Source organism: Brevundimonas sp. (assembly GCF_036732845.1).
GTDB lineage: Bacteria > Pseudomonadota > Alphaproteobacteria > Caulobacterales > Caulobacteraceae > Brevundimonas.
In genome coordinates this window covers 1-24,517 of the sequence record NZ_DAINBO010000030.1, presented here as the reverse complement: position 1 = coordinate 24,517, position 24,517 = coordinate 1, and the positions used below count along the sequence as shown (strand labels likewise).

Genomic DNA, 24,517 nt, shown 5'->3' with positions numbered 1-24,517 from the left:
GGGCGACAACGTCGGCGACTGCGCCGGCATGGCCGCCGACCTGTTCGAGACCTATGCCGTCACCATCGTGGCGACCATGGTCCTGGCCGCCATCTTCTTCCGCGGCCAGCCCTATGTGGACGTGATGATGCTGCTGCCGCTGGCCATCTGCGGCGTCTGCATCGTCACCTCGATCATCGGCGCCTTCTTCGTGCGCCTGGGCAAGTCGGGCAACATCATGGGCGCCCTGTACCAGGGCCTGATCGTCACCGGCGTCCTGTCGGCGGGCGCGGTCTGGTGGATCATCACCACCCTGGTCACCGGCCCGGTCGTGACCAACGGCGGGCTGACCATCGAGCCGATGAACCTGTTCTGGTCCGGCGTCGTCGGCCTGGTCGTGACGGCCGCCATCGTGGTCATCACCGAATACTACACCGGCACCGGCTTCCGCCCGGTGAAGTCGGTCGCCAACGCCTCGGTTTCGGGCCACGGCACCAACGTCATCCAGGGCTTGGCCATGTCGCTGGAATCCACCGCCCTGCCGGCCCTGACCATCATTGTCGGCATCGTGGTGACCTATCAGTTGGCGGGCCTGTTCGGCATCGCCATCGCCACCACCACCATGCTGGGCGTGGCGGGCATGATCGTGGCGCTGGACGCCTTTGGTCCGGTCACCGACAACGCCGGCGGCATCGCCGAGATGGCGGGCCTGCCGCCGGAAGTGCGTCACTCGACCGACGCCCTGGACGCCGTGGGCAACACGACCAAGGCCGTGACCAAGGGCTACGCCATCGGTTCGGCCGGCCTGGGCGCCCTGGTGCTGTTCGCCGCCTATACCGAAGACCTGAAGCATTTCTCGGCCGAAGCCGCGCCGGGCAGCTTCTTCGAGGGTCTGGGTCCGGTCGCCTTCGATCTGGCCAACCCCTACGTCGTGGTCGGCCTGCTGTTCGGGGGGCTGCTGCCCTTCCTGTTCGGCGGTCTGTCGATGACGGCCGTGGGGCGCGCCGCCGAATCGGTGGTGGCCGAGGTTCGCCGTCAGTTCCGCGAGAACCCCGGCATCATGACCGGCAAGGTCAAGCCCGAGTACGGCCGCGCGGTCGACATCCTGACCTCGGCGGCGATCAAGGAGATGATCGTGCCGTCGCTGTTGCCGGTGTTGTCGCCGATCGTGCTGTTCACCGTCATCCTGATGATCCAGCCGGACAAGGCCAACGCCTTCGCCGCCCTGGGCGCCATGCTGATGGGCGTCATCGTGACCGGCCTGTTCGTCGCCATTTCGATGACCTCGGGCGGCGGCGCATGGGACAACGCCAAGAAGGTGATCGAGGAAGGCTTCACCGACCGCAACGGCCAGACCCACGGCAAAGGCTCCGAGGCTCACAAGGCCGCGGTGACCGGCGATACGGTGGGCGATCCCTACAAGGACACGTCCGGTCCCGCCGTGAACCCGATGATCAAGATCACCAATATCGTGGCCTTGCTGCTTCTGGCGGTGCTGGCCTCGGGCAAGATCGTCTGATCGCGGCCATAGGCTGAAACGAAGAAGGCCCCGGGGTTCGCTCCGGGGCCTTTTTCATTTGGCGCCGACCCGGTTCAACAGGCCGCCGGGGTCCAGGCCTACGGCGTCCGCCCAGGACCAGAATTCCGAGATGCTGAGGTTGCGTTCGATCGATTCGACCTTGCCGACATAGGACTGGGGCTTGCCCAGTTTCTGGGCCAGGTCGCGCTGGGTCAGGCCCTCGGCGCGGCGCGCCAGGACGAGTGCCGCGACAATGTCGCGGTGCATCGCGGATGAAACCCAGTCGGCCATAGAGGGGGGAGGAGGCGCCTATCTGGGTTCCGCTATCGCCTCTATTGCCGTATGATCCCAAAATAGGATCAATCTTGAGGTGGCGAGATGCGGGGTGAGACCTGGGTGGTGGCGGCCTTCTTACTGATCGGTACGATTGTCGCAATCAGTCAATGTTATCAGTGGAATAACAGAAATCATCCCGGCCTGGTTGCATCACCGGAAACAACGGCGGCCAATGCGGAGACCGCCGCCGACACCCTGTGGGACAGCGAAAGCCAGGGGTTGAAACGTCAGTGGGATCGCGTCGACGCCCTGTGCCTTCTCGACCAAGACGAACTGGTCCGCGCACGCAATTGCGCGCTGCGCCAGCAGTTCGAGCGAGAGCTGGCGCGCAAGAATCTTTGCCGAACCTCAGAGAGCTGGGGCCGGTGTCCGCAGATGAAGAATTGAGGGCGGCCTAGTCCGGGCGGCGCTGGCCGGGGACATTCTCTTCCGTACGGGGCAGTTGGCCGCGGCCGACGTTGCCCAGAAGCTGCTCCAGCACCGTCAGGCGGCGGCCCCGGGTCGGGGTCTGGCGCCCGTCCATGCCGACCGTCTGGCCGTCGGCCAGCGTCAGGGTGCGGACGCCGGCGACCTGGTCCGAGCCTTCGGTGAAGGTGATCTCGGTCACCGACCGTTGGGTCACTTCAGGGCGGCGGAAGGTGTATTTCTCGGTGAGCTGGCTGATGTAGTACCAGACTTGGTCCTTCTCGAAGGTCGAGGTGGTGGACGGCGAACCCAGACGGGCCAGGACGGTCGCCTTGGTGTCCGTGCCCGCGACGATGTCCATCGGCTTGGCGTCGATGGCCTGGAAGCCGTTCTGGCCCACGACGGGCGCACAGGCCGCGGCGGACCCCAACAGGGCGGCGGCCATGGCGGCGCGGAGGGCGAAGGCGGAAGCTTGACGGGACATGTAAAGGCGCCTGCGAGAAAACAAGGTCTTTGACCTAGCCGGACCTGCGTCCTAGTTCAACGTCGCGGCGGAAAAGGGGCCGCCGACAATGTTGAGAACGCTGTTCCGAACCGGTCCCTCGCGGACCCGCATCGACGCCCTGTACGCCAGGGCCGTGGCCCAGGCGCGCACGCCCGGCTTCTACACCGCCATGGGCGTGGCCGACCGCATCGACGCGCGGTTCGAGCTGTACACCCTGCATGTGCTGCTGCTGGTCATGCGCCTGCGCGAGATGGACGAGGAGGGCGGCGATGTCGGCCAGGCCCTGTTCGACACCTATGTCTCGGCGCTGGACCACGCCCTGCGTGAACTGGGCGTCAGCGACGTGGCCGTGGGCAAGAAGATGCGCAAGCTGGGCGAGGCCCTGTACGGCCGGATGCAGGCCTATGAGACCGCGCTGAAGGCCGATGACGCGGACGCCCTGGCGGCGGCGATCGCCCGCAACGTGCTGGAAACCCAGGACGCCGAGGCGGGACGCGCCCTGGCCCGCTATGTCCTGGACAGCCGCGCGCGGTTGACGGCCCAGGACCTGAAGGCGTTGGAAAAGGGACCCGACTGGGCCGAGGTGAACCCATGAATCCGATCGCGCCGCCGCTGAGCGACATCGTCCGTGTGAACCAGATCGGCGCGGGCCTGAGCCGCACCCTGACGCCAGACGACGACGTGCGTCGCAGGATCGCCCGCGAACTGGACCTGGCGTCGCTGGACGCCTTTGAAGCGGCCCTGGAGCTGACGCCCCATGAAACGGGCTGGCGGTTGAGCGGGCGCATCCGGGCCGACGCCGTGCAGAGCTGCGGCCTGACGTTGGAGCCGTTGCCCGTCGTCATCGACCGGACGTTCGCCCTGGACCTGGCGGAAGGCGTCGAGGACGCGCCCGAGATCGAGGTCTCGATCGATGACGAGGCGCCGGATCTGATCGAGGACGGCAAGATCGACCTGGGCCAATATGCGGTCGAACAACTGGCCCTGTCGCTGGACCCGTTCCCGCGCAAGCCGGGCGCGGAATTCGTTCAGCCGCCCGAGCCGAACGAAATCAATCCCTTCGCCGTGCTCAAACAGTTCAAGTCCGCTGACGGTGAAGGCCAAGGTTGACGTAGCGTCCAGCCGGTTGCATCCCCACGGGGCGGCGCTATCGTCGCCAGGACCAAGCGCCGCGTCAGACGGCGCGACGGAGTTCAGGATCCCCTTGCCATCCCCGACGATGATCTCGCTTGACGCCATGGGCGGCGATCACGGTCCACCCGTGGTCGTGGGCGGCGTGAAAGACTATCTGCGCCGCCATGGCGGAGACGGCCTTCGCTTTCTGCTGCATGGCGACGAGGCGGCGATCCAGGCGGAAATGACCCGGCTGCACCTGGACGCGTCGGTCTGTGAAATCCGCCATACCGACAAGGTCGTGGCCATGGACGAAAAGCCCGCCCTGGCCATGCGCCGGGGCAAAGGCTCCAGCCTGTGGAACGCCGTCGAGGCGGTGAAGACGGGCGAGGCCTCGGCGGCCGTATCCGCGGGCAACACCGGCGCCCTGATGGCCATCTCCATGCTGATCCTGCGCATGACCGCGCCGGGGCTGGAGCGGCCGGCCCTGGTCGCCAGTTGGCCGACGGTGAAGGGCGGTCACACGGCGGTGCTGGACGTGGGCGCCAATATCGCCTCGGACGCCGAGCAACTGGTCGAGTTCGCCATCATGGGCGAGGCCTTCCAGACGGCGGTCCACGGCGTGCAGCGGCCGCGCATCGGCCTGCTGAACGTCGGCTCTGAAGACATGAAGGGCCATGAGGAGGTGCGCGAGGCGCATCGCATCCTGCGCGAGGGCGCCTTCGACCTGAATTATCACGGCTTCGTCGAGGGCACGGACCTGGCGACGGGAGAGATCGACGTGGTCGTCACCGACGGCTTCACCGGCAATATCGCCCTGAAGACGGCCGAGGGCACGGCGCGCCTGATCTCGACCCTGTTGCGCGAGTCGTTGTCGTCCAGCGTGACGTCCAAACTGGGCGCCCTGATCGCCATGCCGGCCTTGAAGAAGATGCGCGCCCGCATCGATCCGAACGCCATCAACGGCGGGCCGCTGCTGGGTCTGAACGGCCTGGTGGTGAAAAGCCACGGCGGGGCGACCGCCAGCGGTTTCGGCTCGGCCATCCGCATCGCGGTGGACCTGGCCCGTAGCGACTATCTGGCCAAGGTGGCCGGGAACCTGAAGCGGCTGGACGCCGTCTTCGACCATTCGGCCGAACCGGCGACCGCCGCCGCTCCGGCCGGGGAGCGTGATCAGTGAGCGTCATCCGCAGCGCCGTCACCGGCGTGGGATCCTATTTGCCGGAACAGATCGTCACCAATGACGATCTGGCCGAGATCGTCGACACCTCCGACGAATGGATCGTCGAACGCACCGGCATCCGCCAGCGCCACAAGGCCCGCGACGACCAACCGACCAGCGACCTGGCCGTCGAGGCGGCCCGCAAGGCCCTGGAAGACGCGGGCAAGACCGCCGCGGACGTCGATCTGATCATCGTCGCCACGACCACGCCGGACATGACCTTTCCGGCCACGGCGGCCATCGTGCAGCGCAAGCTGGGGGCGCCGGTCTGCATCGCCTTCGACGTTCAGGCCGTGTGTTCGGGTTTCGTCTATGCGCTGAGCGTCGCCGACGGTTTCATCGCCCGGGGCAATGCGAAATGCGCGGTGGTCATCGGCGCCGAGGAAATGACCCGGCTGATGGATTGGACCGACCGGACCACCTGCGTCCTGTTCGGGGACGGGGCCGGGGCCGTGGTGCTGGAGCCGACGCAAGGGCAGGGGACGCCCGCCGACACCGGCATGCTGGGCTTCGCCCTGCGCTGCGACGGCGCCAAGACGGACCTGCTGTACGTCGACGGCGGACCCGCCACGACCGGCTCGGTCGGTCATCTGCGCATGGCGGGCAATCAGGTCTTCCGTCACGCGGTGGTCAATATCGCCGAGGCGGTGACGGCGGCGGCGGCGGCGGCCGGGGTGACCATCCCCGACATCGACTGGTTCGTGCCGCATCAGGCCAATCAGCGTATCATCAAGGGCGTGGGCGACCGCCTGGGCCTGGACGAAAACAAGGTCGTGTCGACCGTGGCCGTGCACGCCAACACCTCGGCCGCCTCCATCCCTCTGGCGCTGGATACGGCGATCAAGGACGGGCGGATCAAGCGGGGTGATCTGGTGCTGCTGGAGGCCATGGGCGGCGGACTGACATGGGGCGCCTGCGCAATTCGCCTGTAGGGCGTGTTTCCAGGCTTTGACATCGCGCGTCGTTCACGCTCTATGGGCGCCGCGCGGAATTGGGAGCGGGAGGCTGAAGTGGCCGGACAACAAACCCTTACCCGTGCCGACCTCTGCGAGGCGGTGCATGACGAGGTGGGCCTGTCCCGCCAAGAGTGTTCGATCCTGGTCGAACGGACGCTGGAACTGATCGTCGAGTCGCTGGAGCGCGGGGACACCGTGAAACTGTCGGGCTTCGGCGTCTTCCAGGTGCGCGACAAACGCGCGCGCATGGGCCGCAACCCCAAGACGGGCGAACCTGCGACCATCCATCCGCGCCGGGTCATCAGTTTCCGCGCCTCGCAGATCATGAAGGGCCGAGTTCACGACGCCGTCGTGAGCTGAGCCGATGGCCAAAAGCCCGAACGCCTTTCGCACCATCTCCGAAGCCGCCGACGAGGTCGGGACGCCGCAACACGTGCTGCGGTTCTGGGAAACGAAATTCAGCTTCATCACGCCGGTGAAGCGCGCGGGCGGCCGCCGTTTCTATCGACCCCAGGACGTGGCGGTGCTGAAGGCGGTCAAGAAGCTGTTGCATGACGACGGCCTGACCATTCGGGGGGTCCAGCGTCTGCACAAGGACGGCGGGCTGAAGCGTCTGCTGGGCGGCGAGGGCGTGACGATCGAAACCGTCGAAACGGTTTCGGCGGATGCGTCTCCGGCTTCGGCGGCCGCCAGTTCGTCGGTGATCCGCCTGCAGCGCCTGCTGGCCGAGATCGAAGGCGCGCGGACGCGCCTGGACGCCGTTTTGACGCGCTGAAGCCTGCTTGGCGTTTTGGCGGCGTTTTGGGGTTTGCGGCGCCGAAATCCCCGTCTATAGGAGCGCCTCTCGGAGCGTGGCGCAGCCTGGTAGCGCACTTGACTGGGGGTCAAGGGGTCGCAGGTTCGAATCCTGTCGCTCCGACCATTAAAACCATAGCTGGTTGAATGGTTTATGGCGGGTGATCGGCGTTGGCGCGGATCACCCGTCCAACTTGCTGGTCAGACGTCGTCCGACTTTTGTTGCGGGGCAGAAGATCCCGAACAGAACAGCGCAGGCCTGAAGCACAAGACGGTCATCCTTTGCGCGAAGCGCGAGGATCAGGCTGCAGGCTGCAAGAATGAGCTGCGGCGAACGCCATGCCTGTCATTTCGACCGCATGGCCTGCGCCATGAGGTCACCAATCTGCGGTACGTTCAAAGCTGAATAGTCAGGGGGGGGCTGAACGCCCAGACACCCCAGCCATAGCGCCATCAGCAAATAGATCGGCACGAACGCCACAGCCAGCAATCGATACTGGGCGTCTATTCGCCCCCGCCAGATCAACCCCACCGCACAGATAAGGCATGTCGTGCAACCGAGGAGCGCGGGATAGTTCACTTTGGGCGCCGGGGCTGACGCCGAAGCCGCTCTTGTTTGATCCTGGCTAACGCTTCTTGACCTCGGTCGTATTCGGCCTTGTCGACGGTGACCATTTCCCCTGACGGTTCGACCTGACGAATTGCGATGACGTCAGCATCGTAGTGGTGAGGTTTCGGTTCAAAAACTCTTGGCTGCACGGACGGCGCCCCCAGCGGCGCACTCAGCGCCTTAGCCGCGACCCCGCTTCTGATGCCCACAACCTCGCCCATCCTTTTTTCTATCACTCCTCAACTGGCGGCCCAAATCCGTCCGCTCGGACCCGCTAATCCTAAGGGTTCAACTTGTTCTGACGAGCGGTCGACGTGAGTGCCGATCGCCCGTCCAGCATTCCGTGTGACGGTTCCTCCATCCTGCGGCCCCAGGCGGTTGCTGGAGCTGGTCCCGGACCCGTGTTAGGTCACGATCATGTCCGCCCTCGCCGAACAGATCATCGACCAGCAGTTCACCCATGACGCCGCCGGCAAGCGAATCGCCGGTTCCTCCTTCATCTCGCGCGCCCAAGGTCAGGCGTTGACCGAGTTGATCCGGTCGGACGCCTCCATACTCAAAACCATGGAGATCGGCTGTGCGCAGGGCGTGTCGTCACTGTTCATCTGTGACGCCCTGAAGGGGCGCCCGGACGCTCGTCACACCATCGTGGATCCGTTCCAGGAAACCGATTGGCGTGGGGCCGGACGGGCCGCCCTGAAGCGGGAAGGGCACGACAACTATGATTTCGTCGAGGAGCTGTCGGAAATCCTCCTGCCGCGATGGGTTCAGGAGGAGCGCCGGTTCGATATGATCTTCGTGGATGGAAACCACAGTTTTGAACACGCGCTGTTCGACATGATCTTCTCGACCAAATTGCTGCGGACAGGGGGATATCTGGCCGTCGACGACACCGGCATCCCGCCCGTCGCCAAGGCCTTTCGATACGTCGAACAGTTCCCCTGCTACGAGGTCGTGCGCAAGGTGCACGCTTGGCCCCAATCGCCAGGGCTGGCCATGTTGGCCAAGATCGGCTCGGTGATCCCGATGTCCCCCAACATGTTGACCCGCCTGCCGTACAAGTCGCACGGCTTCTTTCGGAAGCCGCGCATGATCATTCTGAGGAAGGTGGCCGAAGATCAGCGCTATTGGCGCCGGTACAAGCCCTTCTAGGCGTTGATCGCTCCCTCGCAGACTTCCGTTCTTTCAAGCGTCGCCCCGTCACGTTGGCCGTGCTAGGCAGGGGGCATGGCGCTGTTCATCGACGGCTACGGCCGCTGGTCCGGGTCTCAGAAGACGGTGGACGAATATCTGGCGGCCAACGACATCGCCCTGCTGCTGGCCTGGACGGGCTGCACCGGGCGTATGGCGATCAAGCCCGTGCGTAGATCACCATAGAGATCATCCCCTCTGGAGGCATCCATGACCCTGAACGTCAGAGATTTCGGCGCGGCCGGCGACGGCGTTACGGATGACACGGCGGCCTTCGCCGAAGCCCTGGCCCAGGGCGGGCGCATCTATGTGCCGCCGGGCCGCTTTCGGGTCGATTTCAACAATAGCGGGGCGACGCCGACCGGCGCGATCCTGATCAGCGGCACGACGCTGTTCGGGTCCGGCGCGAACAGCGTCATCTCGCCCTACAGCGCGGCTCCGCGCGCGGCGATCGGTTGCGCCAGCGCCGATGCGGCCAGCTTCATCACCGACATTTCGATCCGAGGCATCAAATTCCTGGGCACGGTGGCGAGCGCCGGTCATAGCGAGTTCGCTGGCCTTCTCTACCTGACCGGCGTCAAGCGCTTGTTGATCGCCGACTGCGTCTTCGAGGGGCCGCGCGGCGACGCCATCACCATCGCTTCGGGTTTCGGCGGCGGCCCGGCGAACGAGCGGCACAACCATCAGGTCACGATCCGCGACAACCATTTCGACGGCGTCCTGTACGGCGCTTCGGGCGGCCGCAACCCGATCTCGATCATCGACTGCGACGACATGGTGATCGACGGCAACAGCTTCACCCGTTGGGGCCGGAACGACATGCCTGGCGGCATCGATTTCGAGCCGGACGAATCCTATAGCGTCATCAAGAACGTTCGGGTCACCAACAATCGGTTCAGCCTGTCGGGCGGGAACCGCGGCCACGTCACTATCGCCACCGACGGCATCCCAGCGGGAAGCCTGGCGAACATCGTCATCGCCAACAACCAGATGTCGGGCGCCTATGCCGGGGTCTGCATTTACACGGCCACCGCCCTGCCGAGCGTCAAGCACGGCATCATCATCGCCGACAACCAGATCGATGATTGCCAGTACGTGCTTGAGAAGGTGATAGGGTCCGTCTGGGGGCTGCAGTTCACCGGTAACCAGTGCACGTCGACCGGAACTGGCAAGGGGCGGTTGATCATCGGCAACGGCACCGCCGACTACATGGTTCGCGACTGGCTGATTTGCGACAACGTGCTGATCTGTAACACGGCGGTTGGAAACGGGATCACCGACCACAGTGAAAACGTAGTCTGGGCGCGGAATGTCTGTAGCGGGTCAACCCAAGCGCATCTGCGCGTCGGGCAAGGAAGCCCTTCCACGAGCTATACGTCGTGGTCCATTGAAGAAAACACTTTCCTAGGTTCGCCCTCAAATGGCTGCATCCAAGCAGACGGCTCCACAACGGCCCTGCTGAATGTGTTTCGCGACAACAAGATGCCGGTGGCGACATCGCCGGGGTCATTTCGCACGGCGCGCGGTGACTACTGCGGAACCTCCGGTAACTTCCTTCTCGCGGCGTCTCTGCCGTCTGCGTTTCCGCGAGGCGTCACGACCATTCGCCTTGCCAACGACGCGGTCATCACGGCTGACGATTCGGGCTGGTTGATCACTTATCGGATGTCAGACCACGCCAGCGAAGCGATCTGGCAAGAGTTCGTCCCATTTTACAGCACGATCAACGCCCACACTCGGTACATCCGCAAGGCGATTGACGCCTCGACATGGGCGACATGGTCGGCGGCCGGGCCGCTGAAATTCACGGCCAGTCTGACGCCCGCGTCCGTGTCCGCCAACTCAAGCTCGGACGAGGCCTTCACCGTGACGGGGGTTCGCAGCGGCGATGTGGTCGAGTTCTCCCCTCCAGGCCACACGGCGGGGATATTGATCGGCAAGGCGCGGGTGTCGGCGACGAATACCGTGCGGATCGAGTTCGCGAACGTGACGGCGGGCGCCTTGACGCCGCCTGCCGGCGTTTATCGGTTTTCGGTCACGCGTTAAGGCGTCGCGCGCCCCGTTGCATGAAGGGCCGTTCGATCCAAGCATAGGTGAGGGCCGAGACGCCCAACACCACACCGACCATGGCCAGCACCACGAGCGTGGACTGCCACGTCGGCATCTGCATCGGGTCCAGGCCGATCTTGCGCAGCGCCAACGTCGCTAACTGCCAGGCCAGGAAATGGACCATGTATACGCTGTACGAGCGCGTGCCGATCCAGGTCAGCGGCGACCACAACAATGGACCGCCGGACGATTTGGCGAGAGCGATGACCAAGGCTGCGAATGCGAACGGAATCAGCATGACCGCCCAACCGCCGATAGACAGTACAGTGGCGACTGCGAAGGCGCCGATCGCGATCCAGCCTGCTCTGGGCACGCGCACCTTGTCGAAGACCGCACATGCTCCAACGCCGATCATGAAGCTGTAGAGACAGCGAAAGATCGCGCCAGGCGCGCCCGTGGCCGACAGGCCGCCGCCGTCCAGCACAAGGACCATCGCAGCAGAGATCACGCCAACAACAAGCAACGCCCTATGTCGGATCAATACCGCTAGCGCAAAGATCACATAGGCCCAGAACTCCGTGGATATCGACCAGGCGGGGACGTTCAGTGTCAGGTCGGGCAGCAGGATGGCTTGCGTCAATGTGGCGTGCGCGATGACCGCCACGGGGCCGTTGAGGGTGAAGGCGGCCACCTCGCCAACCTGGCCCGTGCGCTGCTCAATAAGCCACTGCAAGGTCTCGAACGCGACATAGGCCAGCAAGAGTGCGAGATGAAGCGGATAGAGCCGCCAGAAACGGCGACGTATGAACGCAACGGCCTCAGCCCACGTCCGCATGCCTCCATAGTTCAACGCGATCACGAAACCCGAAAGAACGAAAAAGAAATCGACCGGGTAGCTGCGCAGAACGAAGAGATTAGCGGTCAAAGGCGATGTCGAATGAAAATGATACAGAACCACGATCAACGCCGCGATGCCGCGAGCGGATTCGAGTTGCATCAGCTTCGATTTTTCGCTCATGACGCAACCCTAAGGCACATCGCCAATCTGTCCAGTCATCCTTATAAGTTGTGGGGAGGGTAGGCATTAGTAGAAGTGGAGTAGTTGGGCGGACATCGTTGTTTTCAACATTTCCTCGTTGACTGGAGACAAGGACGCCTGATCGGCGTTTCGCCACCAGGCCACACGGCGGGGATATTGGTCGGCAAGGCGCGGGTGTCGGCGACGAACAAGGTGAGGATCGCATTCGGCAACCTTACGGCCGGATCGCTTTCCCCTCCCGCGGGCGCCTATCTGTTCTCGGTCACGCGCTAGGCGCTGAGAGAACGGTGATGTAAGCGTCACGCATGGGGCGCATCCGCGAAACTCTGCGCGCATTCAAGCGCATCGGCATGGGCCACCAGCCCGTCTGGATAGAGTATCCGATCACCTTCCGGCCGCGCTGGGAGGCGGGCGATCCGTACCTGGCCGAAATCATCGGCGCGACGGCGGCGCGGCAGCAGGCCAATCTGGCCGAACTGGCGGCCTTCATGCCGGTGGTCGAGGCGATCGAGACGCGGGCCTATCCCGATCTGGCCGCCATCAACTGGCACAACCCCATGCTGCCGGCCCTGGACGCCCTGTCGCTGATGTGGGCCGCGAGCGGGGCGAAGACCTATATGGAGGTCGGCAGCGGCAACTCGACCCTGTTCGTGCGCGCCGCCTTGCGACAGGCGGACAGGGACACGCGCATCGTCTCCATCGACCCGGCCCCGCGCGCCGAGGTCGACGCCGTCTGCGACGAGGTGATCCGTCAACCGGTCGAAAACGTCGATCCGGCGATCTTCGACCGGTTGGAGCCGGGCGATGTGCTGTTCATCGACAACTCGCACCGGTCGTTCATGAACTCGGACGTCACCGTCTGCATGACCGAGGTGATCCCACGCCTGAAGCCTGGCGTTCTGGTCGGCGTCCACGACGTCTTCCTGCCCTACGACTATCCAGAGGGATGGCGGGACTGGGGCTTCAACGAGCAATACCTGCTGGCCGCCATGCTGCTGGCCGGGCCGAAGTATTTCGACATCCAACTGGCCAACCACTGGCTGTACCGCCAGGGCGCGCACATCGGCCCGCTGGCGGCGATCTGGGACCGGCTGGGCGAGCGGGCCAGGAACCGGCCGCCGTCGGCCTTCTGGGCGATCAAGCGGGGCTGAGGGGTCAGAGCGACAGAACGTCTCGCCAGGCCTGACGCCACGCCGCGACCGAATAGCGTTCAGGCAGGTCACGCGCGGCCTTGGACAGGCGTCTACGCAGATCCGGCGCATCCATGATCTCGGCCAGCCCGCGCGCCAAGGCCGCCGCGCCTGCCTGTCCATCGACCAGACGGCCGTCGACGCCGTCGCGGATCAGGTCGCTGACTCCCGCGGTCTCACGAAATCCGACCGGCACGGCGCCGTTGGCCATGGCCTCGGCCAGGGCGTTGGGGAAGCCTTCCCATTGCGAGGGCTGGCAATAGATTTCGCTGGCGGCCATCACGTCCTGGACGTCGGGCGTGGCGGGCATCAGCGCGATGCGGTCGGCCAGGCCCGAAGCCTGGGCGGCGGCGGCGTTGGCGGCCAGCAAGGGACCGTCGCCGACGATCTTCAGGCGCCAATCCGGCCTGTCGGCGGCGATCCTGGCGAAGGCCTGGATCAGCAGGTCGAACCGTTTCTGGGTGGAATGACGCCCCACCGACAGGATGACCGGGTCGCGTTTCGCCACGCCCGACGCGGCGGGCCAGACCGGATTGTGCACGACCGAGATCTTGCGCCTCAACCAGGCGGGGTAGTCGTCGGCATAGCGCGCGAACTGAACCGTGATGCGGTCCACGAAGGCCATCAGCAGGAAGTTGAGGTTCCATTTGCGCGTGGACGCATAGCGATACAGGCTCAGCGCATTCCGTTCCGAACAGATCAGCCGGACGTTCAAGCCCATCCGCGCCATCAGAAAGCGCGCCAGGATGCCGTGGTGGAAACAGACGATCTGGCCCACCTGATCCTCGATCAACACCCGGCGCATCCGCTGGATCAACCGAAGCCGCTCGCGGAAGGGGATGGCGGCGTGGGGGCGGCCGTCCAGGCGACGCCAGACGACCGCGGGATGCAGGTCGTAGAAGGCCTCGGCGCCCGGCGGATCGAAGGTCATCAGCACGACGCGATGACCCGCCTGGGCCAGATCGTTGGCCAGATAGGCGACATTGCGCTCCAGCCCGCCGGCCATCCGGTGCATGGCGATCGTGGCCAACGCCACGGCGGGTTTCATGCCAGGACGCCGTCCACGATCAGCGAGGTTTCCGCATCAACGAAATCGAAGACGGCCGTCGAGGGGTTCTGGCGGCTGCGCCAGACGTAGCCGTCCTCTTCGCGCCAGGGGGTTTGGACCAGGCGTCCGTCACGCTCGAACCCCTCGACCAGGGTCGCCTTGAAACCGGCGTCGGTGATGAGACCGCGCAGCACGTCGGCGTTGAGAAGCTGTTTGTGGTCGGCGGCGTCGTCGCCGATGCCCCCGATCCCCACGTGGCGGATATAGGTCGGGTCCGGGTGGAAACCGTCGGGCACCGCGATCCTGATGCGGCCGCCCGGCTGCAGATGACGGGCGATCAGACGCAGGGCCTGGGCGGCCTCGTCATGGGTCAGGTGTTCAAAGACGTGTTCGGCCACGACATGGGTCAGAAGCGGACGGCCCGCGAAGGTCTCCTCCCAGTCCTTGGCGGAGGTGATGTCCAGCCACTGCTCATTCGTCGAATACCAGCCCGGACGCCAGGTCTCGGCCGCGCCGACGATGATCTTCAGCGGCGCGTTGCGGCGCACCGCGCCGCGGATGCGCGCCTTGCGATAGGCGTAGCGAACCGACTTGCGGGCCAGGCGCAGCCGCTGCCGAACCGGCGCGGGGATCAAGGCTTTCACGATCGCTCGCATGGCGACGCCCTTCAGGACCGTGGAACATCGATCACTGATTACCGAGACTTGGCCCGACAGGCCAGCCCGCGCCCTATTGGCCGTCCATGTAGGTGTGGGTGATCTCTGACGGCCAGAAGTTGATGATCAGCAGCAGTACGATGAAGGCCGCCACCATGCCGCCGCCGGTTCGCAGCCCCAGCTTTCGCCACGTCTTCCAGCCGCGTTTCCTGCGGAACGCCTTGCGCATGCGCTTGAAGAACATCAGCCACGGCAAGGCCAGGGCGCCGAACGCCAGGACCGCCAGAAATGCGACCAATACCTTCATCGGCTCCTCGCAAACGTCCGCCCGACGTGCGGTCTCCACGACGAATCGTCAACGGAAATCGAACAGGCCGGTCCCTTAGCGGCTAACCGCGCTCGGCCCATTTCAACAGAGGGATCAGGGGCAGGCCCCAGCAGGTCCCGGCCAGGGCGTAGAACAGCAGTTCGACCAGGAAATTGTCTGGCAGGCGCGTCGACAGGGTCACCGCGCCCCAGACCCAGAACGTCAGGAAGGCCAAAACCGCGATCGAGGCGACCAGACGGCGCGCGCGAGGCGGCATCAGCGCTTGCTCCGAAACAGGAAGAAGGCGACCAGGCAGACGGCCGATCCGGCCATGGCCCAGCCGACCCAGGTCCAGTCCGTCAGGGTCGAGATCGAGAACACCCGCACCGCCAGGAACCAGCCGCAGGCGGCGCCCACGGCCGAGACCAGGAAGGTGGCGAAGAAGCCGCGTTTGCCCGTCATCTGATCGGCCAGGGCGGCCAGGGCCAGGACGCCGAGAACGGCGGCGATCACTTCGGCGTACTGCAAGACTGGCTCCTGAGGCTGTGCGACCGTTGGTCCGTCGAAAGCGACTCGATCTCGCCGCCGTACACGGGCATATCGCACCCGAGGCGCCCGACGAAGAGCCGGGCGACGAGCATATCGAGCTTAGCGTCAGGCGTCGAATGAACCGTTTCGGGACCCGTGATCGCGACCGCGCCGTGGCGGTCTGGATGTTCATCACGGCGGCCTTGGTCTTCGCCATGGTCGTGGTGGGCGGGGCGACGCGCCTGACTGGATCGGGCCTGTCGATCACCGAATGGAAGCCCATTCTGGGCGCCGTCCCGCCCCTGAACGACGCCCAGTGGGCCGAGGCCTTCGAGAAATACAAGGCCATCCCCCAGTACCAGCAGGTCAACGCCGGCATGAGCCTGGGCGAGTTCCAGGGCATCTTCTGGTGGGAGTGGGCGCATCGGTTCCTGGGGCGGTTCATCGGCCTGGTGGTGGGCTTGCCGGTGCTGGCCGCGGTGATCGCGCGCCTGGCCGAGGCGATGATCCTGCGCGGCGCGGCCGGGGCCGTCTGGGTGCGGCGGCTGGCGATGCCGGATCGTCTGTTCTGGCGGGTGCTGGTCCTTCTGGGCCTGGGCGGTCTGCAAGGGCTGATCGGCTGGTGGATGGTGGCGTCCGGCCTGGAGGTCCGGGTCGATGTGGCGCCCGAGCGTCTGGCGACGCATCTGGGCCTGGCCCTGATCATCTTCACGGGCCTGATCTGGACCGGGCTGGAGGCCTGGTTCGGGCCGGAGCATTCGCGCTCGCCCGCGGGCTGGAGCCGGGCCGCGGCCCTGTTGCTGGGCGCGGTGTTCGTGCAGTGCCTGCTGGGCGCCCTGGTGGCGGGGGCCAAGGCGGGCTTCGTTTACACCGACTGGCCGCTGATGAACGGCGCGGTGCTGGCGCCGGTCGACTGGGCCGGAAAGGGCGTTCTGGCGGTGCTGCACGACCAGGCGCTGGTGCAGTTCATGCACCGGGTCTGGGCCTATGCGGTGATGATCTTCGCCACCGGATACGCGGTGCAGGCCTGGCGCTGGCGACTGGCCGAGGGATTGGGCTTCTCGGCCGTCGTGCTGGCGGGGGCGGTTTGGTTGCAGGCGGTGCTGGGGATCGCCACCCTGATGCACGCCGTGCCCTTGCCGCTGGGCGTGCTGCACCAGGCAGGGGCGGTGATCGTGCTGGGGCTGGCGACGGTCAATCTGTGGCTGGTGTTGCGCAGCCAGCCCCGGCTGTTCACCTCTGGAAGGCCGCCCAGGGGCCGGTGATCGCGAAGGTGATCCCCGGCGTCTGAATGTTGACGAAGACGGTCGATCCGTCCGGCGACACGCAGACGCCCGCGAATTCCGAATTGGTCACATAGGCCGACTTGGCGATGGCGTAGGTCTCGCCGCGCGCGGTGACGCCGCGCAGGAAGTTGGGATTGGTCTCGGAATAGTTGTCCTCGCACACCAGCAGGTGCGCCCAGGGCGTGACCGTCAGATTGTCGCCCATGTTCAGCACGCGCTGGTCGGTGCTTTCCACGAACAGTTGGATGCGGCCGGGGCGGCGGCGCTCGCCGGGGCGGCCCTCGTCGCGTGAGGGGACATAGCGCAGGATCTGACCCCGCCCGATCGGCCCGCCCGCCGTGGGGGTCAGATACAGTTCGCCGTCGCCCCAGTGGATGCCTTCGCCGCGCGCCACGATGGCGGCGCCGTCGGCGCGTCCACGCATCCGCAGGTCCTTGTTGGGGCTTTCGACCTCATGCAGGTCGAGCCAGTCGACGGCCAGCCAATCGCCGACGTTCCACAGCCGCTCGGTCTTGTTGGAGGTGTCGGCCCCCGGCTTGTCGCGGATGACCATGGCCTGCAATCGCCCGCCGCGCGCCAGTTCGCCCGGACGGTCGGGGATGAAGCGATAGAACAGGCTGTCGGGCTTGTCCTCGGTCAGATAGACGATGCCCGTGCGCGGATCGACGGCCGCCGCCTCATGGTCGAACCGGCCCATGGCCTTCAACGGCGTGGGATCGGCCAGGCCGCGATCCAGGGCCGGAACCTCGAAGACCCAGCCGTGGGGCTTCATGACGTCGTCGGTGTCCGGCGTGGCCTCGGTCTCTTCGCAGCTCAGCCAGCTTCCCCAGGGCGTGGCCCCGCCGGCGCAGTTGTATGAGGTGCCGACCAGGCTGAGCCGCTGCGACACCGTGCGGCCGGTCGCCAGATCATAGATCTGGGTGGTGGTGCCGCCGCCCAGGGGCTTGCCGTTCTTGAAGGTGTCATAGACGCGGTCGGCCGGGATCTGGCCGATCCGTTCCAGGTTCAGCCCGCCGGGACCCCAGTTCCGGTGGCTGCGGTTGCCGTGTTTGAGTTCGTGGTTGCGGACCAGGGCGACGCGCGTCCCCCCGGCCGGGAAACAGGCCATGCCGTCGAACTGGCCCGGCATGAACAGGCCGTCGTCCATGGTCTCGCCGCCCTGGGCGATGACGCGATAGGTGAAGCCCTCGGGCAGGTCCAGGATGCGGTTCGGATCGGGCTTCAGCGGGCCGTAGCCGAAGACCTGATTCAGCGGGGGCTGTTCGGTCGTCGATTGGGCGGCGGCCTGGCGGGCCAGACCCGAGAAGGCGAGGGCGGCGGTCGATCCGGTGATCAGGCCGCGACGGTCAAGACGCATGGGACAGGAACTCCACGGGAACGCCGCGCTTATGCCGGGCGCGGTTCAAGATTTGATGACAGGGACCCCTTGTCTCTCTCTCATCGAAAGAAGGGACCACGCCGTCCGGCTGAAAAAACGGGGTCTATCGAGTCTATCGAGTCTATTTCGGGTCTGGCGTCAGGGCGAAGGGGACCCATCATAGAGCGGAAAACCGGGCGCCGAACGGATCGGTTCGAGAAACCGGAAAAGACAGAGGGTTCAGGCGCGTGGCGTCTGCAGGCGTGAAGGCCATGGCCGCCCCTCTCCCATTGGGAGAGGGCTTGAGCCTCCGGGAGCGTAGCGATCGGTCAGGCGAAAGGGTGAGGGGCGGCTTGGGCATCCCTGTTCCAAGGCTGTATTCCCGTCGGGTGTCGGCGGCTTGGTTCCCCCACATTTCCGTGCATCCCCGCGAAAGCGGGGACCCAGATCTTTGGGTGATGCGGCGGCGCTTGTGATCCGCCATCGCAAGTCCTGAAACACCGGCGTCTCGGTAACAGGACTGGGTCCCCGCTTTCGCGGGGATGAGCGGGGGGAAGAAGGGCCGAATCTCGACACCGCCACTCAACGGGAATCCCTCTCCCAACGGGAGAGGGGCGACGGTCCCGATTGCCCGAGTCGGTCGGGGGGGGTAGAGCCTTGTCCTCCCTGAACGCCCGCCGACAAGACCCCTCCCATGCACGACATCAAGGCCATCCGTGAGAACCGCGACCTGTACATCGCGGGCTGGTCGTCGCGCGGCGTCGAGAATGCGCAAGAGATCGTCGATCAGGCGCTGAGCCTGGATCTGGCCCTGCGCGCGGCCCAGACGGCGGGGCAGGAGGCCCTGTCCAAGCGCAACGCCGCGTCCAAGCTGATCGGCGCGGCGATGGGCCGGAAGGACATGGCCGAGGCCGAACGGCTGAAGGCCGAGGTCGAGGGGCTGAAGGGCGAGATTTCGGCCAACGAGACCATCGAGACCGACAAGAGCCGGGCGCTGCGCGACCTGTTGGCGGCGCAGAAGAACCTGGCTGACGCCAGCGTGCCGGACGGCGAGGACGAGGCGGGCAATGTCGAGACCGGCCGCTGGGGCGAACCGCGCACGACGGGTCCGGCCAAGGATCACGCCGACCTGGGCGAGGCGATGGGCCTGCTGGACTTCGAGGCCGCCGCGCGAATGAGCGGCGCGCGCTTCGCCGTGCTGAAGGGCGGGCTGGCGCGGCTGGAACGGGCCGTGGGCCAGTTCATGCTGGACATGCAGACGGCCGAGCACGGCTATCTGGAGGTCAATCCACCCTATCTGGTGCGCGACGAGGCGATGTTCGGAACCGGGCAGTTGCCGAAGTTTCGGAACGACTTGTTCTCCGCGCTCAGCTTCGGCGAGATTTCTCTCGACGCCTTTCTGTACGGCGGGATCTACAGTGAGACACTTCCCGACTGGGTTGGCCTCGCCGACGCGATGTACGAGTTCCGTCAACGGAACGAGGCGCTGCCTGGTCATGAAGATTTTGAGCAGTACCTGCTCGATCTCCGAAACTCTGTTCTTACCGCGCTGAAGGCGGAAGACGTGACTTCCCGCCGGTGGTTGGTTCCCACTGCCGAAGTCTCCCTGACCAATCTCGTCATGGGCCAGCAACTCACCGAGGACGACCTGGCCACGCCCATGCGCCTGACCGCCCTGACGCCGTGCTTCCGGGCCGAGGCGGGTTCGGCGGGGCGCGATACGCGCGGGCTGATCCGCCAGCACCAGTTCCACAAGGTCGAGTTGGTCTCTATCACCCGGCCCGAGGATTCCGACGCCGAACACGAGCGGATGACGGCCTGCGCCGAGGCGGTGCTGAAGGCGCTGGAGCTGCCGTATCGCCGCATGCTGCTGTGCAAGGGCGACATGGGGTTCAGTGCGCGCAAGACCTATGACCTGGAGGTCTGGCTGCCGTCGCAGAACGCCTATCGCGAGATCAGCAGTTGCTCGAACTGCGGCGACTTCCAGGCCCGGCGCATGGACGCCCGGTTCAAGCGCGCCGGCGAGAAGAAGACCGAGTTCGTCCATACGCTGAACGGCAGCGGCCTGGCCGTCGGCCGGACCCTGGTGGCGATCATGGAGAACTATCAGGACGCGGACGGAAAGATCGTCGTGCCCGAGGCGCTGCGCCCCTACATGCCCAAGGGGATGACCCATGTGGGGTGAGACCTGTCTTCCTTCTCCCCTCGGGGGAGAAGGTGGGCCGCGACGCGGCTCGGATGAGGGGGCTGTGTTCGCCGGGTCGTATATTGGGGGGTGGGGCCGCCTTACCCCTCATCCGTCTCGCTCCGCGAGCCATCTTCTCCCCCAGGGGGAGAAGGAAGGCGCATGAGAATTCTCCTCACCAATGACGACGGGATCGGGGCGGAAGGCCTTGATTGTCTTGAGCGGATCGCCCGCGTGCTGTCGGACGACGTCTGGGTGTGCGCGCCCGCCGTCGAGCAGTCGGGCAAGGGGCGGGGGATCACCCTGACCGAGCCGCTGCGGGTGCATCGGATCGAGGACAAGCGGTTCGCCGTGACCGGCACGCCGACCGACTGTGTCGTCCTGGCCGTCAACGACCTGATGCCGGAACGGCCCGATCTGGTGCTGTCGGGGGTCAATCGCGGCCACAACATCGGCGAGGACGTCAGCTATTCCGGCACCGTCGCCGGGGCCTTGCAGGGCATGGCCTTCGGCATCCGCTCCATCGCCCTGAGCCAGAGCCTGGAGCGGTTCCACGACGACGTCGTCGCCCATTGGGAGACGGCCGAACACTATGCTCCCGCCATCATCCGCCGCCTGCTGGACCAGCCGTGGGCGCCGGGGGTGGTGATGAACCTGAACTTCCCCAACCGCCCGCCCGAGGCGGTGACCGAGGTCGAGGTGACGAGCCAGGGCTTCCGCGACGTGGGCGAAATGCACGCGGTGCGGCGCACCGACCTGCGCGGCCGCGACTATTACTGGATGAGTTTCCGCGGCGAGAAGCAGGAGCATCCGGCGGGCACGGACCTGCGGGCCATCGCGGACGGCAAGATTTCGGTCACGCCGCTGCACATCGACCTGACGCACATGAGCAGCGTGCACGACCTGAAGAAGGTGCTGGGCGGGGCGCCGCCGAAATCGGTGGAGCGGCCCTCATGATCCTCCCTCCTGAAAAAGGGGAGAGGATCAAGTGAAGCTGAACGACGACCGCGCCGGGCGTCTGATCCTGGCTCTGCGTAAGCAGGGGGTGACCGACACGCGCGTGTTGGCGGCCATGGAATCGATCGACCGCGCCGTCTTCGTGCACCCGCATTTCCTGGACCAGGCGTGGGAGGATCAGGCCCTGCCGATCGACTGCGCCCAGACGATCAGCCAGCCCTATATCGTCGGCCTGATGACCCAGGCGCTGGACGTCCAGCCGCGCCACCGCGTGCTGGAGATCGGCACCGGCAGCGGCTACCAGTGCGCGGTGCTGAGCCGACTGGCGCGCTATGTCTATTCGGTCGAACGGTATCGCAGCCTGCTGGCCGAGGCCGAGACCAAGCTGAGGCTGCTGGACGTCGACAACGTCATCACCAAACACTCGGACGGCGGGCTGGGCTGGCCCGAACAGGCGCCGTTCGACCGGATCATGGTCACGGCCGCCTCGCCGGGAGAGCCGACCGAGCTGCTGAAACAGTTGAAGCCGGGCGGGATTCTGGTCTGCCCGGTGGGGCGCAGCTCGGTGCAGATGCTGAACCGCTACGTCGGCCAGCCTGACGGCTCGTTCCGCCGCGAAAGCCTGTGCGAGGTGCGGTTCGTGCCCCTGGTCGAGGGCACGGCCAAGGAGGGGTGACGGCGGGATGTTGACGCTCGAGACCAATGGGCGAAAGCTGAGGTCATGAGGTGGCTGTCTCTTGTCGCGGTCTCAGGCGTCCTCGCGGCGGCCAGTCCGGCGCAGGCGCATCAATTTCTGGACTATTTTGAATATGGCGGGGTCGAATTGTCCGCGCGCGGCTATCAGACCGCTGCCACGGTCGCGCACTATGTTCGCGCCCACGCCGCGAACCCGGGCGATCACTATCGCATCATCATCTCGGCCCATATGGACACGGCCGAGGCCGACGAATTCTCCGCTGAGCTTTCCCGGCGGCGGGCGCAATCGATGGCCGACGAACTGGTCAAACTGGGGCTGGACCCCAGTCGGATCGAACTGCGTGGACATGGGGCGGATCAACTGGCCCGACCGACAGGCCCTGGCGTGCGAGAGCCTCTGAATCGAAGACTTTCGGTCGATGTGAATTTCCAAGGCCGGTTCGGTCGTTAACCTCCGCGCCCCATTTCCAGCCTATTGCCGGGTTGAAATCGGACCCTCGGGGCGCCCCAATGGGGCGAATTGCGGATCGGCGGACGGAGGGCGCGGCATGCGGCACGGGATCAGGATGGCGATCATCACGGCGGCGGCGCTGAGCGCGGCGGCCTGCGCCGGCTATCCGACCGAGCCGCGCTATTCGACTCGGCCGATGACGGGTTACGGCCAGCCCGGCGGCCCGCCGCCGCCCGCGCCGGGAACTCCCGCGGCGCCGCCGCCGGTCAATGAGGCCCCGCCGCCCAGCCGCGCGCCGACGGAGCGGATCGAGGGCGGCGCCCTGGCCCCGCCGGTGCGAACCGCGCCGCCTCCCGTTTCTCCGCCCCCCGCCGCGGCGTCGTCGCGTCAGCCGCAGGCGCAGCCCGCACGCCCGGCGCCCGCCGGTTCGACGGCGGACGCGGGCCTGGCCGTGGGCGGAGCGGCCTATGTGATCCAGCAGGGCGACACCCTGTCGGGCGTGGCGCGGCGGTTCCGCACGCCGGTCCAGAGCCTGATCGACCTGAACCAACTGGGTCCGCGCGGCGCCATCACCCCCAATCAGGCCATCCGCCTGCCCGACGACGCGGTGGACGGGGGCGTCGATCCCTACGCCACCGGGCCGACGCCGACCGGTGTCCTGACGCCCAACGAGGGTGCGCCGCCCCCGCCGCCCCCTCCGCCGCCGCCGCCTTCGCCGCGCTCGGGCAATCCGCCCGCGCCGCCCGTCGCGGTCCCGGCCCGATCGTCAATCGCCTTCGACTGGCCGGTGCGGGGCGACGTCGTGCGCCGGTTCGGGCCGGTCGGCCTGGGCGAACGCAACACCGGAATCAACATCGCCGCGCCGCGCGGCGCCCAGGTCGCCGCCTCGGCGGCCGGGCGCGTGGCCTATGTCGGCGACGATCTGACGGCCCAGGGCCTGACGGTCATCGTCGTGCACAGCGACGGCTGGCGCACCGTCTATGGGCATCTGGGTTCGACCACGGTTCGCGACGGCGACAGTGTGCGCGCGGGCCAGCAGATCGGCACGGTCGGCGAGACGGCGGGCGACGGACGCCCCTCGATGCATTTTGAAACGCGGCACATGCGCAACGACGAACCGGTGGCGGTGGACCCGTTGACGGTTCTGCCGCGTTAGGTCGTCAGGCCGCGTTGCAAATCGGCGGCTCGCACCCTAGTTTCCGCGCCTCGTTTTCAATGGGCGCCGTGGACGGTCGCCTGTCCCCGGAGAGAAACCCATGCCCACCGGCGCCGAGGGCGGCATGACCGCCATGATCGTTCAGTTCCTGCCGATCATCGCGATCATCGCCCTGTTCTATTTCCTGATCCTGCGGCCGCAGTCGCAGCGGGTGAAACAGCACCAGGCCCAGATCGCGGCCATCAAGCGCGGCGACACCGTGGTCCTGTCCTCGGGCACGATCGGCAAGGTGACGCGCGTCGAGGAAGCCGAGCTGAACGTCGAGATCGCCCCCAGCGTCAACGTCCGCGTGGTCAAGACCATGGTGGCCGAGGTCCGCAACCGCACGGCCGCCGCCGCCAACGACAAGGGCTGAGCGGGCTGTCGCCCCGGCCGAATGAGACCATAAGCCCATGATTCAGCTATCGCGCTGGAAAGTCATCCTTGTCGGACTGTCGCTCGTCTTCGGGCTGCTGCTGGCCTTCCCCAACGCCCTGACGCCGGAGCAGCGCGCCAGCCTGCCGGGCTGGCTGCCGAAGAACGCCCTGAACCTGGGTCTCGACCTGCAAGGCGGATCGTATCTGCTGCTGGAAGTCGATGTGCCGGCCATGCGCGAGAAGCGCCTGACCAACATGGCCGAGGACGTGCGGGTGTCGATGCGTGAAGCGCGCATCAACATCAACGGCATCCAGCGCGACCAGGGCGGGGTGGTGGTCACCATCGCTCAGCCCAGTCAATATGACGCCGCCTTCGAGGTGGTGCGCGGTCTGGCCTCGGCCGGCGCCGCAGGCGGGGTGCAGGAACGGACGGCCGCGCGCATGTCCGACAACCGCATCCGCTACGCCTATACCGACGCGGCCCTGGCCAACATGGGTTCGGTCGCGGTCGATCAGTCGATCGAGGTGGTGCGCCGCCGGATCGACAGCCTGGGCACGCGCGAAC

At 66.3% G+C, this 24,517-nt stretch carries 28 protein-coding genes, 1 tRNA gene and 1 pseudogene; 21 read left to right on the top strand and 9 right to left on the bottom strand.

The window, feature by feature from the left end:
* The coding region (locus V7D63_RS10375; protein WP_333592201.1) for a proton/sodium-translocating pyrophosphatase at positions 1 to 1,498 on the top strand (1,498 nt) is incomplete at its 5' end.
* A gap of 54 nt (positions 1,499 to 1,552) precedes the next feature.
* Here the strand turns inward: V7D63_RS10375 and V7D63_RS10370 are convergent.
* Positions 1,553 to 1,765: a helix-turn-helix domain-containing protein gene (locus tag V7D63_RS10370; RefSeq protein WP_333592200.1), complete on the bottom strand. Its 213-nt coding sequence runs from the start codon at positions 1,763 to 1,765 to the stop codon at positions 1,553 to 1,555.
* 111 nt (positions 1,766 to 1,876) lie between these two features.
* On the opposite strand from V7D63_RS10370, the gene V7D63_RS10365 reads away from it, so the two are divergent.
* Positions 1,877 to 2,221, top strand: coding sequence for a hypothetical protein (locus V7D63_RS10365; protein ID WP_333592199.1), 345 nt, complete (start codon positions 1,877 to 1,879; stop codon positions 2,219 to 2,221).
* A gap of 7 nt (positions 2,222 to 2,228) precedes the next feature.
* Here V7D63_RS10365 and bamE read toward each other — a convergent pair whose 3' ends face one another.
* Entirely contained in the window at positions 2,229 to 2,723 is a 495-nt protein-coding gene (bamE, locus tag V7D63_RS10360; RefSeq protein WP_333592198.1) for an outer membrane protein assembly factor BamE domain-containing protein, read from the bottom strand.
* Positions 2,724 to 2,811: 88 nt separating this feature from the next.
* Between bamE and V7D63_RS10355 the strand changes: the two genes are divergently transcribed.
* The 10 genes from V7D63_RS10355 to V7D63_RS10310 all read left to right on the top strand — a co-directional run bounded on the left by V7D63_RS10355 (position 2,812) and on the right by V7D63_RS10310 (position 10,677).
* A complete protein-coding gene (locus V7D63_RS10355) occupies positions 2,812 to 3,339 on the top strand; it encodes a ubiquinol-cytochrome C chaperone family protein (RefSeq protein WP_333592197.1) in 528 nt (175 codons plus the stop codon).
* A complete protein-coding gene (locus V7D63_RS10350; RefSeq protein WP_333592196.1) occupies positions 3,336 to 3,854 on the top strand; it encodes a YceD family protein in 519 nt (172 codons plus the stop codon). The genes V7D63_RS10355 and V7D63_RS10350 overlap by 4 nt, the downstream gene beginning before the upstream one ends.
* 109 nt (positions 3,855 to 3,963) lie before the next feature.
* A complete protein-coding gene (gene plsX, locus V7D63_RS10345; protein ID WP_333592195.1) occupies positions 3,964 to 5,037 on the top strand; it encodes a phosphate acyltransferase PlsX in 1,074 nt (357 codons plus the stop codon).
* The gene (locus V7D63_RS10340) at positions 5,034 to 6,011 is read left to right on the top strand and encodes a beta-ketoacyl-ACP synthase III (RefSeq protein ID WP_333592194.1); all 978 of its coding nucleotides are present in this window, start codon (positions 5,034 to 5,036) and stop codon (positions 6,009 to 6,011) included. Before plsX ends, V7D63_RS10340 begins: the two co-directional genes overlap by 4 nt.
* A 21-nt stretch (positions 6,012 to 6,032) precedes the next feature.
* Complete coding sequence (locus V7D63_RS10335) at positions 6,033 to 6,395, top strand: integration host factor subunit alpha (protein WP_333592202.1); 363 nt, start codon at positions 6,033 to 6,035, stop codon at positions 6,393 to 6,395.
* Positions 6,396 to 6,399: 4 nt separating this feature from the next.
* Positions 6,400 to 6,810: a MerR family transcriptional regulator gene (locus V7D63_RS10330; protein WP_333592193.1), complete on the top strand. Its 411-nt coding sequence runs from the start codon at positions 6,400 to 6,402 to the stop codon at positions 6,808 to 6,810.
* 70 nt (positions 6,811 to 6,880) lie between these two features.
* Positions 6,881 to 6,957 (top strand) — tRNA-Pro (locus V7D63_RS10325).
* Between the two features lie 900 nt (positions 6,958 to 7,857).
* Positions 7,858 to 8,592 (top strand): class I SAM-dependent methyltransferase, encoded by a 735-nt coding sequence (locus V7D63_RS10320; RefSeq protein ID WP_333592192.1) that lies wholly within the window; start codon positions 7,858 to 7,860, stop codon positions 8,590 to 8,592.
* Between the two features lie 75 nt (positions 8,593 to 8,667).
* Complete coding sequence (locus tag V7D63_RS10315) at positions 8,668 to 8,817, top strand: hypothetical protein (RefSeq protein ID WP_333592191.1); 150 nt, start codon at positions 8,668 to 8,670, stop codon at positions 8,815 to 8,817.
* A gap of 24 nt (positions 8,818 to 8,841) precedes the next feature.
* Positions 8,842 to 10,677: a glycosyl hydrolase family 28-related protein gene (locus V7D63_RS10310; protein WP_333592190.1), complete on the top strand. Its 1,836-nt coding sequence runs from the start codon at positions 8,842 to 8,844 to the stop codon at positions 10,675 to 10,677.
* On the opposite strand, the gene V7D63_RS10305 is transcribed toward V7D63_RS10310, so the two are convergent.
* Positions 10,667 to 11,698 carry an acyltransferase family protein gene (locus V7D63_RS10305; protein WP_333592189.1) on the bottom strand — a complete coding sequence of 344 codons (1,032 nt, stop codon included), beginning with the start codon at positions 11,696 to 11,698 and terminating at the stop codon, positions 10,667 to 10,669. The two genes, V7D63_RS10310 and V7D63_RS10305, sit on opposite strands and share 11 nt — an antisense overlap.
* Positions 11,699 to 12,024: 326 nt before the next feature.
* Between V7D63_RS10305 and V7D63_RS10300 the strand changes: the two genes are divergently transcribed.
* Entirely contained in the window at positions 12,025 to 12,870 is an 846-nt protein-coding gene (locus tag V7D63_RS10300; RefSeq protein WP_333592188.1) for a class I SAM-dependent methyltransferase, read from the top strand.
* A gap of 4 nt (positions 12,871 to 12,874) precedes the next feature.
* On the opposite strand, the gene V7D63_RS10295 is transcribed toward V7D63_RS10300, so the two are convergent.
* The 5 genes from V7D63_RS10295 to V7D63_RS10275 all read right to left on the bottom strand — a co-directional run bounded on the left by V7D63_RS10295 (position 12,875) and on the right by V7D63_RS10275 (position 15,448).
* Positions 12,875 to 13,957 (bottom strand): glycosyltransferase, encoded by a 1,083-nt coding sequence (locus tag V7D63_RS10295; RefSeq protein ID WP_333592187.1) that lies wholly within the window; start codon positions 13,955 to 13,957, stop codon positions 12,875 to 12,877.
* Positions 13,954 to 14,613 carry a hypothetical protein gene (locus V7D63_RS10290; protein ID WP_333592186.1) on the bottom strand — a complete coding sequence of 220 codons (660 nt, stop codon included), beginning with the start codon at positions 14,611 to 14,613 and terminating at the stop codon, positions 13,954 to 13,956. The genes V7D63_RS10295 and V7D63_RS10290 overlap by 4 nt, the downstream gene beginning before the upstream one ends.
* Before the next feature lie 73 nt (positions 14,614 to 14,686).
* A complete protein-coding gene (locus tag V7D63_RS10285) occupies positions 14,687 to 14,920 on the bottom strand; it encodes a hypothetical protein (protein WP_333592185.1) in 234 nt (77 codons plus the stop codon).
* Positions 14,921 to 15,002: 82 nt separating this feature from the next.
* The gene (locus V7D63_RS10280; protein ID WP_333592184.1) at positions 15,003 to 15,197 is read right to left on the bottom strand and encodes a DUF2842 domain-containing protein; all 195 of its coding nucleotides are present in this window, start codon (positions 15,195 to 15,197) and stop codon (positions 15,003 to 15,005) included.
* Complete coding sequence (locus V7D63_RS10275) at positions 15,197 to 15,448, bottom strand: transglycosylase (RefSeq protein WP_333592183.1); 252 nt, start codon at positions 15,446 to 15,448, stop codon at positions 15,197 to 15,199. Before V7D63_RS10275 ends, V7D63_RS10280 begins: the two co-directional genes overlap by 1 nt.
* Before the next feature lie 137 nt (positions 15,449 to 15,585).
* On the opposite strand from V7D63_RS10275, the gene V7D63_RS10270 reads away from it, so the two are divergent.
* Positions 15,586 to 16,713: a COX15/CtaA family protein gene (locus tag V7D63_RS10270; RefSeq protein WP_333592182.1), complete on the top strand. Its 1,128-nt coding sequence runs from the start codon at positions 15,586 to 15,588 to the stop codon at positions 16,711 to 16,713.
* Here the strand turns inward: V7D63_RS10270 and V7D63_RS10265 are convergent.
* Complete coding sequence (locus V7D63_RS10265) at positions 16,682 to 18,091, bottom strand: alkaline phosphatase PhoX (RefSeq protein ID WP_333592181.1); 1,410 nt, start codon at positions 18,089 to 18,091, stop codon at positions 16,682 to 16,684. The genes V7D63_RS10270 and V7D63_RS10265 overlap by 32 nt on opposite strands.
* Positions 18,092 to 18,785: 694 nt before the next feature.
* Between V7D63_RS10265 and serS the strand changes: the two genes are divergently transcribed.
* The 7 genes and pseudogenes from serS to V7D63_RS10230 all read left to right on the top strand — a co-directional run.
* Complete coding sequence (gene serS / locus V7D63_RS10260) at positions 18,786 to 20,276, top strand: serine--tRNA ligase (RefSeq protein ID WP_333592180.1); 1,491 nt, start codon at positions 18,786 to 18,788, stop codon at positions 20,274 to 20,276.
* Between the two features lie 162 nt (positions 20,277 to 20,438).
* Positions 20,439 to 21,233 carry a 5'/3'-nucleotidase SurE gene (gene surE, locus V7D63_RS10255; RefSeq protein ID WP_333592179.1) on the top strand — a complete coding sequence of 265 codons (795 nt, stop codon included), beginning with the start codon at positions 20,439 to 20,441 and terminating at the stop codon, positions 21,231 to 21,233.
* Between the two features lie 31 nt (positions 21,234 to 21,264).
* Positions 21,265 to 21,909: a protein-L-isoaspartate(D-aspartate) O-methyltransferase gene (locus V7D63_RS10250; protein ID WP_333592178.1), complete on the top strand. Its 645-nt coding sequence runs from the start codon at positions 21,265 to 21,267 to the stop codon at positions 21,907 to 21,909.
* A gap of 45 nt (positions 21,910 to 21,954) precedes the next feature.
* Positions 21,955 to 22,380, top strand: a complete 426-nt coding sequence (locus V7D63_RS10245; RefSeq protein WP_333592177.1) for an OmpA family protein — start codon at positions 21,955 to 21,957, stop codon at positions 22,378 to 22,380.
* 97 nt (positions 22,381 to 22,477) lie between these two features.
* Positions 22,478 to 23,536 carry a M23 family metallopeptidase gene (locus V7D63_RS10240; RefSeq protein WP_333592176.1) on the top strand — a complete coding sequence of 353 codons (1,059 nt, stop codon included), beginning with the start codon at positions 22,478 to 22,480 and terminating at the stop codon, positions 23,534 to 23,536.
* A gap of 100 nt (positions 23,537 to 23,636) precedes the next feature.
* Positions 23,637 to 23,951, top strand: coding sequence for a preprotein translocase subunit YajC (gene yajC, locus V7D63_RS10235; RefSeq protein ID WP_333592175.1), 315 nt, complete (start codon positions 23,637 to 23,639; stop codon positions 23,949 to 23,951).
* A gap of 37 nt (positions 23,952 to 23,988) precedes the next feature.
* Positions 23,989 to 24,517 (top strand): annotated as a pseudogene (locus tag V7D63_RS10230) (protein translocase subunit SecD); the annotation flags it as partial.

What these genes read in the sequence shown, in the direction of transcription:
- V7D63_RS10305 (WP_333592189.1), bottom strand. Translation starts at nt 11,698, where the DNA reads ATGAGCGAAAAATCGAAGCTGATGCAACTCGAATCCGCTCGCGGCATC.
- plsX (WP_333592195.1), top strand. Translation starts at nt 3,964, where the DNA reads ATGATCTCGCTTGACGCCATGGGCGGCGATCACGGTCCACCCGTGGTC.
- V7D63_RS10280 (WP_333592184.1), bottom strand. Translation starts at nt 15,197, where the DNA reads ATGCCGCCTCGCGCGCGCCGTCTGGTCGCCTCGATCGCGGTTTTGGCC.
- V7D63_RS10350 (WP_333592196.1), top strand. Translation starts at nt 3,336, where the DNA reads ATGAATCCGATCGCGCCGCCGCTGAGCGACATCGTCCGTGTGAACCAG.
- V7D63_RS10330 (WP_333592193.1), top strand. Translation starts at nt 6,400, where the DNA reads ATGGCCAAAAGCCCGAACGCCTTTCGCACCATCTCCGAAGCCGCCGAC.
- serS (WP_333592180.1), top strand. Translation starts at nt 18,786, where the DNA reads ATGCACGACATCAAGGCCATCCGTGAGAACCGCGACCTGTACATCGCG.
- V7D63_RS10365 (WP_333592199.1), top strand. Translation starts at nt 1,877, where the DNA reads ATGCGGGGTGAGACCTGGGTGGTGGCGGCCTTCTTACTGATCGGTACG.
- V7D63_RS10285 (WP_333592185.1), bottom strand. Translation starts at nt 14,920, where the DNA reads ATGAAGGTATTGGTCGCATTTCTGGCGGTCCTGGCGTTCGGCGCCCTG.
- V7D63_RS10245 (WP_333592177.1), top strand. Translation starts at nt 21,955, where the DNA reads ATGAGGTGGCTGTCTCTTGTCGCGGTCTCAGGCGTCCTCGCGGCGGCC.
- V7D63_RS10265 (WP_333592181.1), bottom strand. Translation starts at nt 18,091, where the DNA reads ATGCGTCTTGACCGTCGCGGCCTGATCACCGGATCGACCGCCGCCCTC.
- V7D63_RS10320 (WP_333592192.1), top strand. Translation starts at nt 7,858, where the DNA reads ATGTCCGCCCTCGCCGAACAGATCATCGACCAGCAGTTCACCCATGAC.
- V7D63_RS10315 (WP_333592191.1), top strand. Translation starts at nt 8,668, where the DNA reads ATGGCGCTGTTCATCGACGGCTACGGCCGCTGGTCCGGGTCTCAGAAG.
- V7D63_RS10310 (WP_333592190.1), top strand. Translation starts at nt 8,842, where the DNA reads ATGACCCTGAACGTCAGAGATTTCGGCGCGGCCGGCGACGGCGTTACG.
- V7D63_RS10290 (WP_333592186.1), bottom strand. Translation starts at nt 14,613, where the DNA reads ATGCGAGCGATCGTGAAAGCCTTGATCCCCGCGCCGGTTCGGCAGCGG.
- V7D63_RS10295 (WP_333592187.1), bottom strand. Translation starts at nt 13,957, where the DNA reads ATGAAACCCGCCGTGGCGTTGGCCACGATCGCCATGCACCGGATGGCC.
- V7D63_RS10300 (WP_333592188.1), top strand. Translation starts at nt 12,025, where the DNA reads ATGGGGCGCATCCGCGAAACTCTGCGCGCATTCAAGCGCATCGGCATG.
- V7D63_RS10355 (WP_333592197.1), top strand. Translation starts at nt 2,812, where the DNA reads ATGTTGAGAACGCTGTTCCGAACCGGTCCCTCGCGGACCCGCATCGAC.
- V7D63_RS10370 (WP_333592200.1), bottom strand. Translation starts at nt 1,765, where the DNA reads ATGCACCGCGACATTGTCGCGGCACTCGTCCTGGCGCGCCGCGCCGAG.
- V7D63_RS10270 (WP_333592182.1), top strand. Translation starts at nt 15,586, where the DNA reads ATGAACCGTTTCGGGACCCGTGATCGCGACCGCGCCGTGGCGGTCTGG.
- bamE (WP_333592198.1), bottom strand. Translation starts at nt 2,723, where the DNA reads ATGTCCCGTCAAGCTTCCGCCTTCGCCCTCCGCGCCGCCATGGCCGCC.
- surE (WP_333592179.1), top strand. Translation starts at nt 20,439, where the DNA reads ATGAGAATTCTCCTCACCAATGACGACGGGATCGGGGCGGAAGGCCTT.
- V7D63_RS10240 (WP_333592176.1), top strand. Translation starts at nt 22,478, where the DNA reads ATGCGGCACGGGATCAGGATGGCGATCATCACGGCGGCGGCGCTGAGC.
- yajC (WP_333592175.1), top strand. Translation starts at nt 23,637, where the DNA reads ATGCCCACCGGCGCCGAGGGCGGCATGACCGCCATGATCGTTCAGTTC.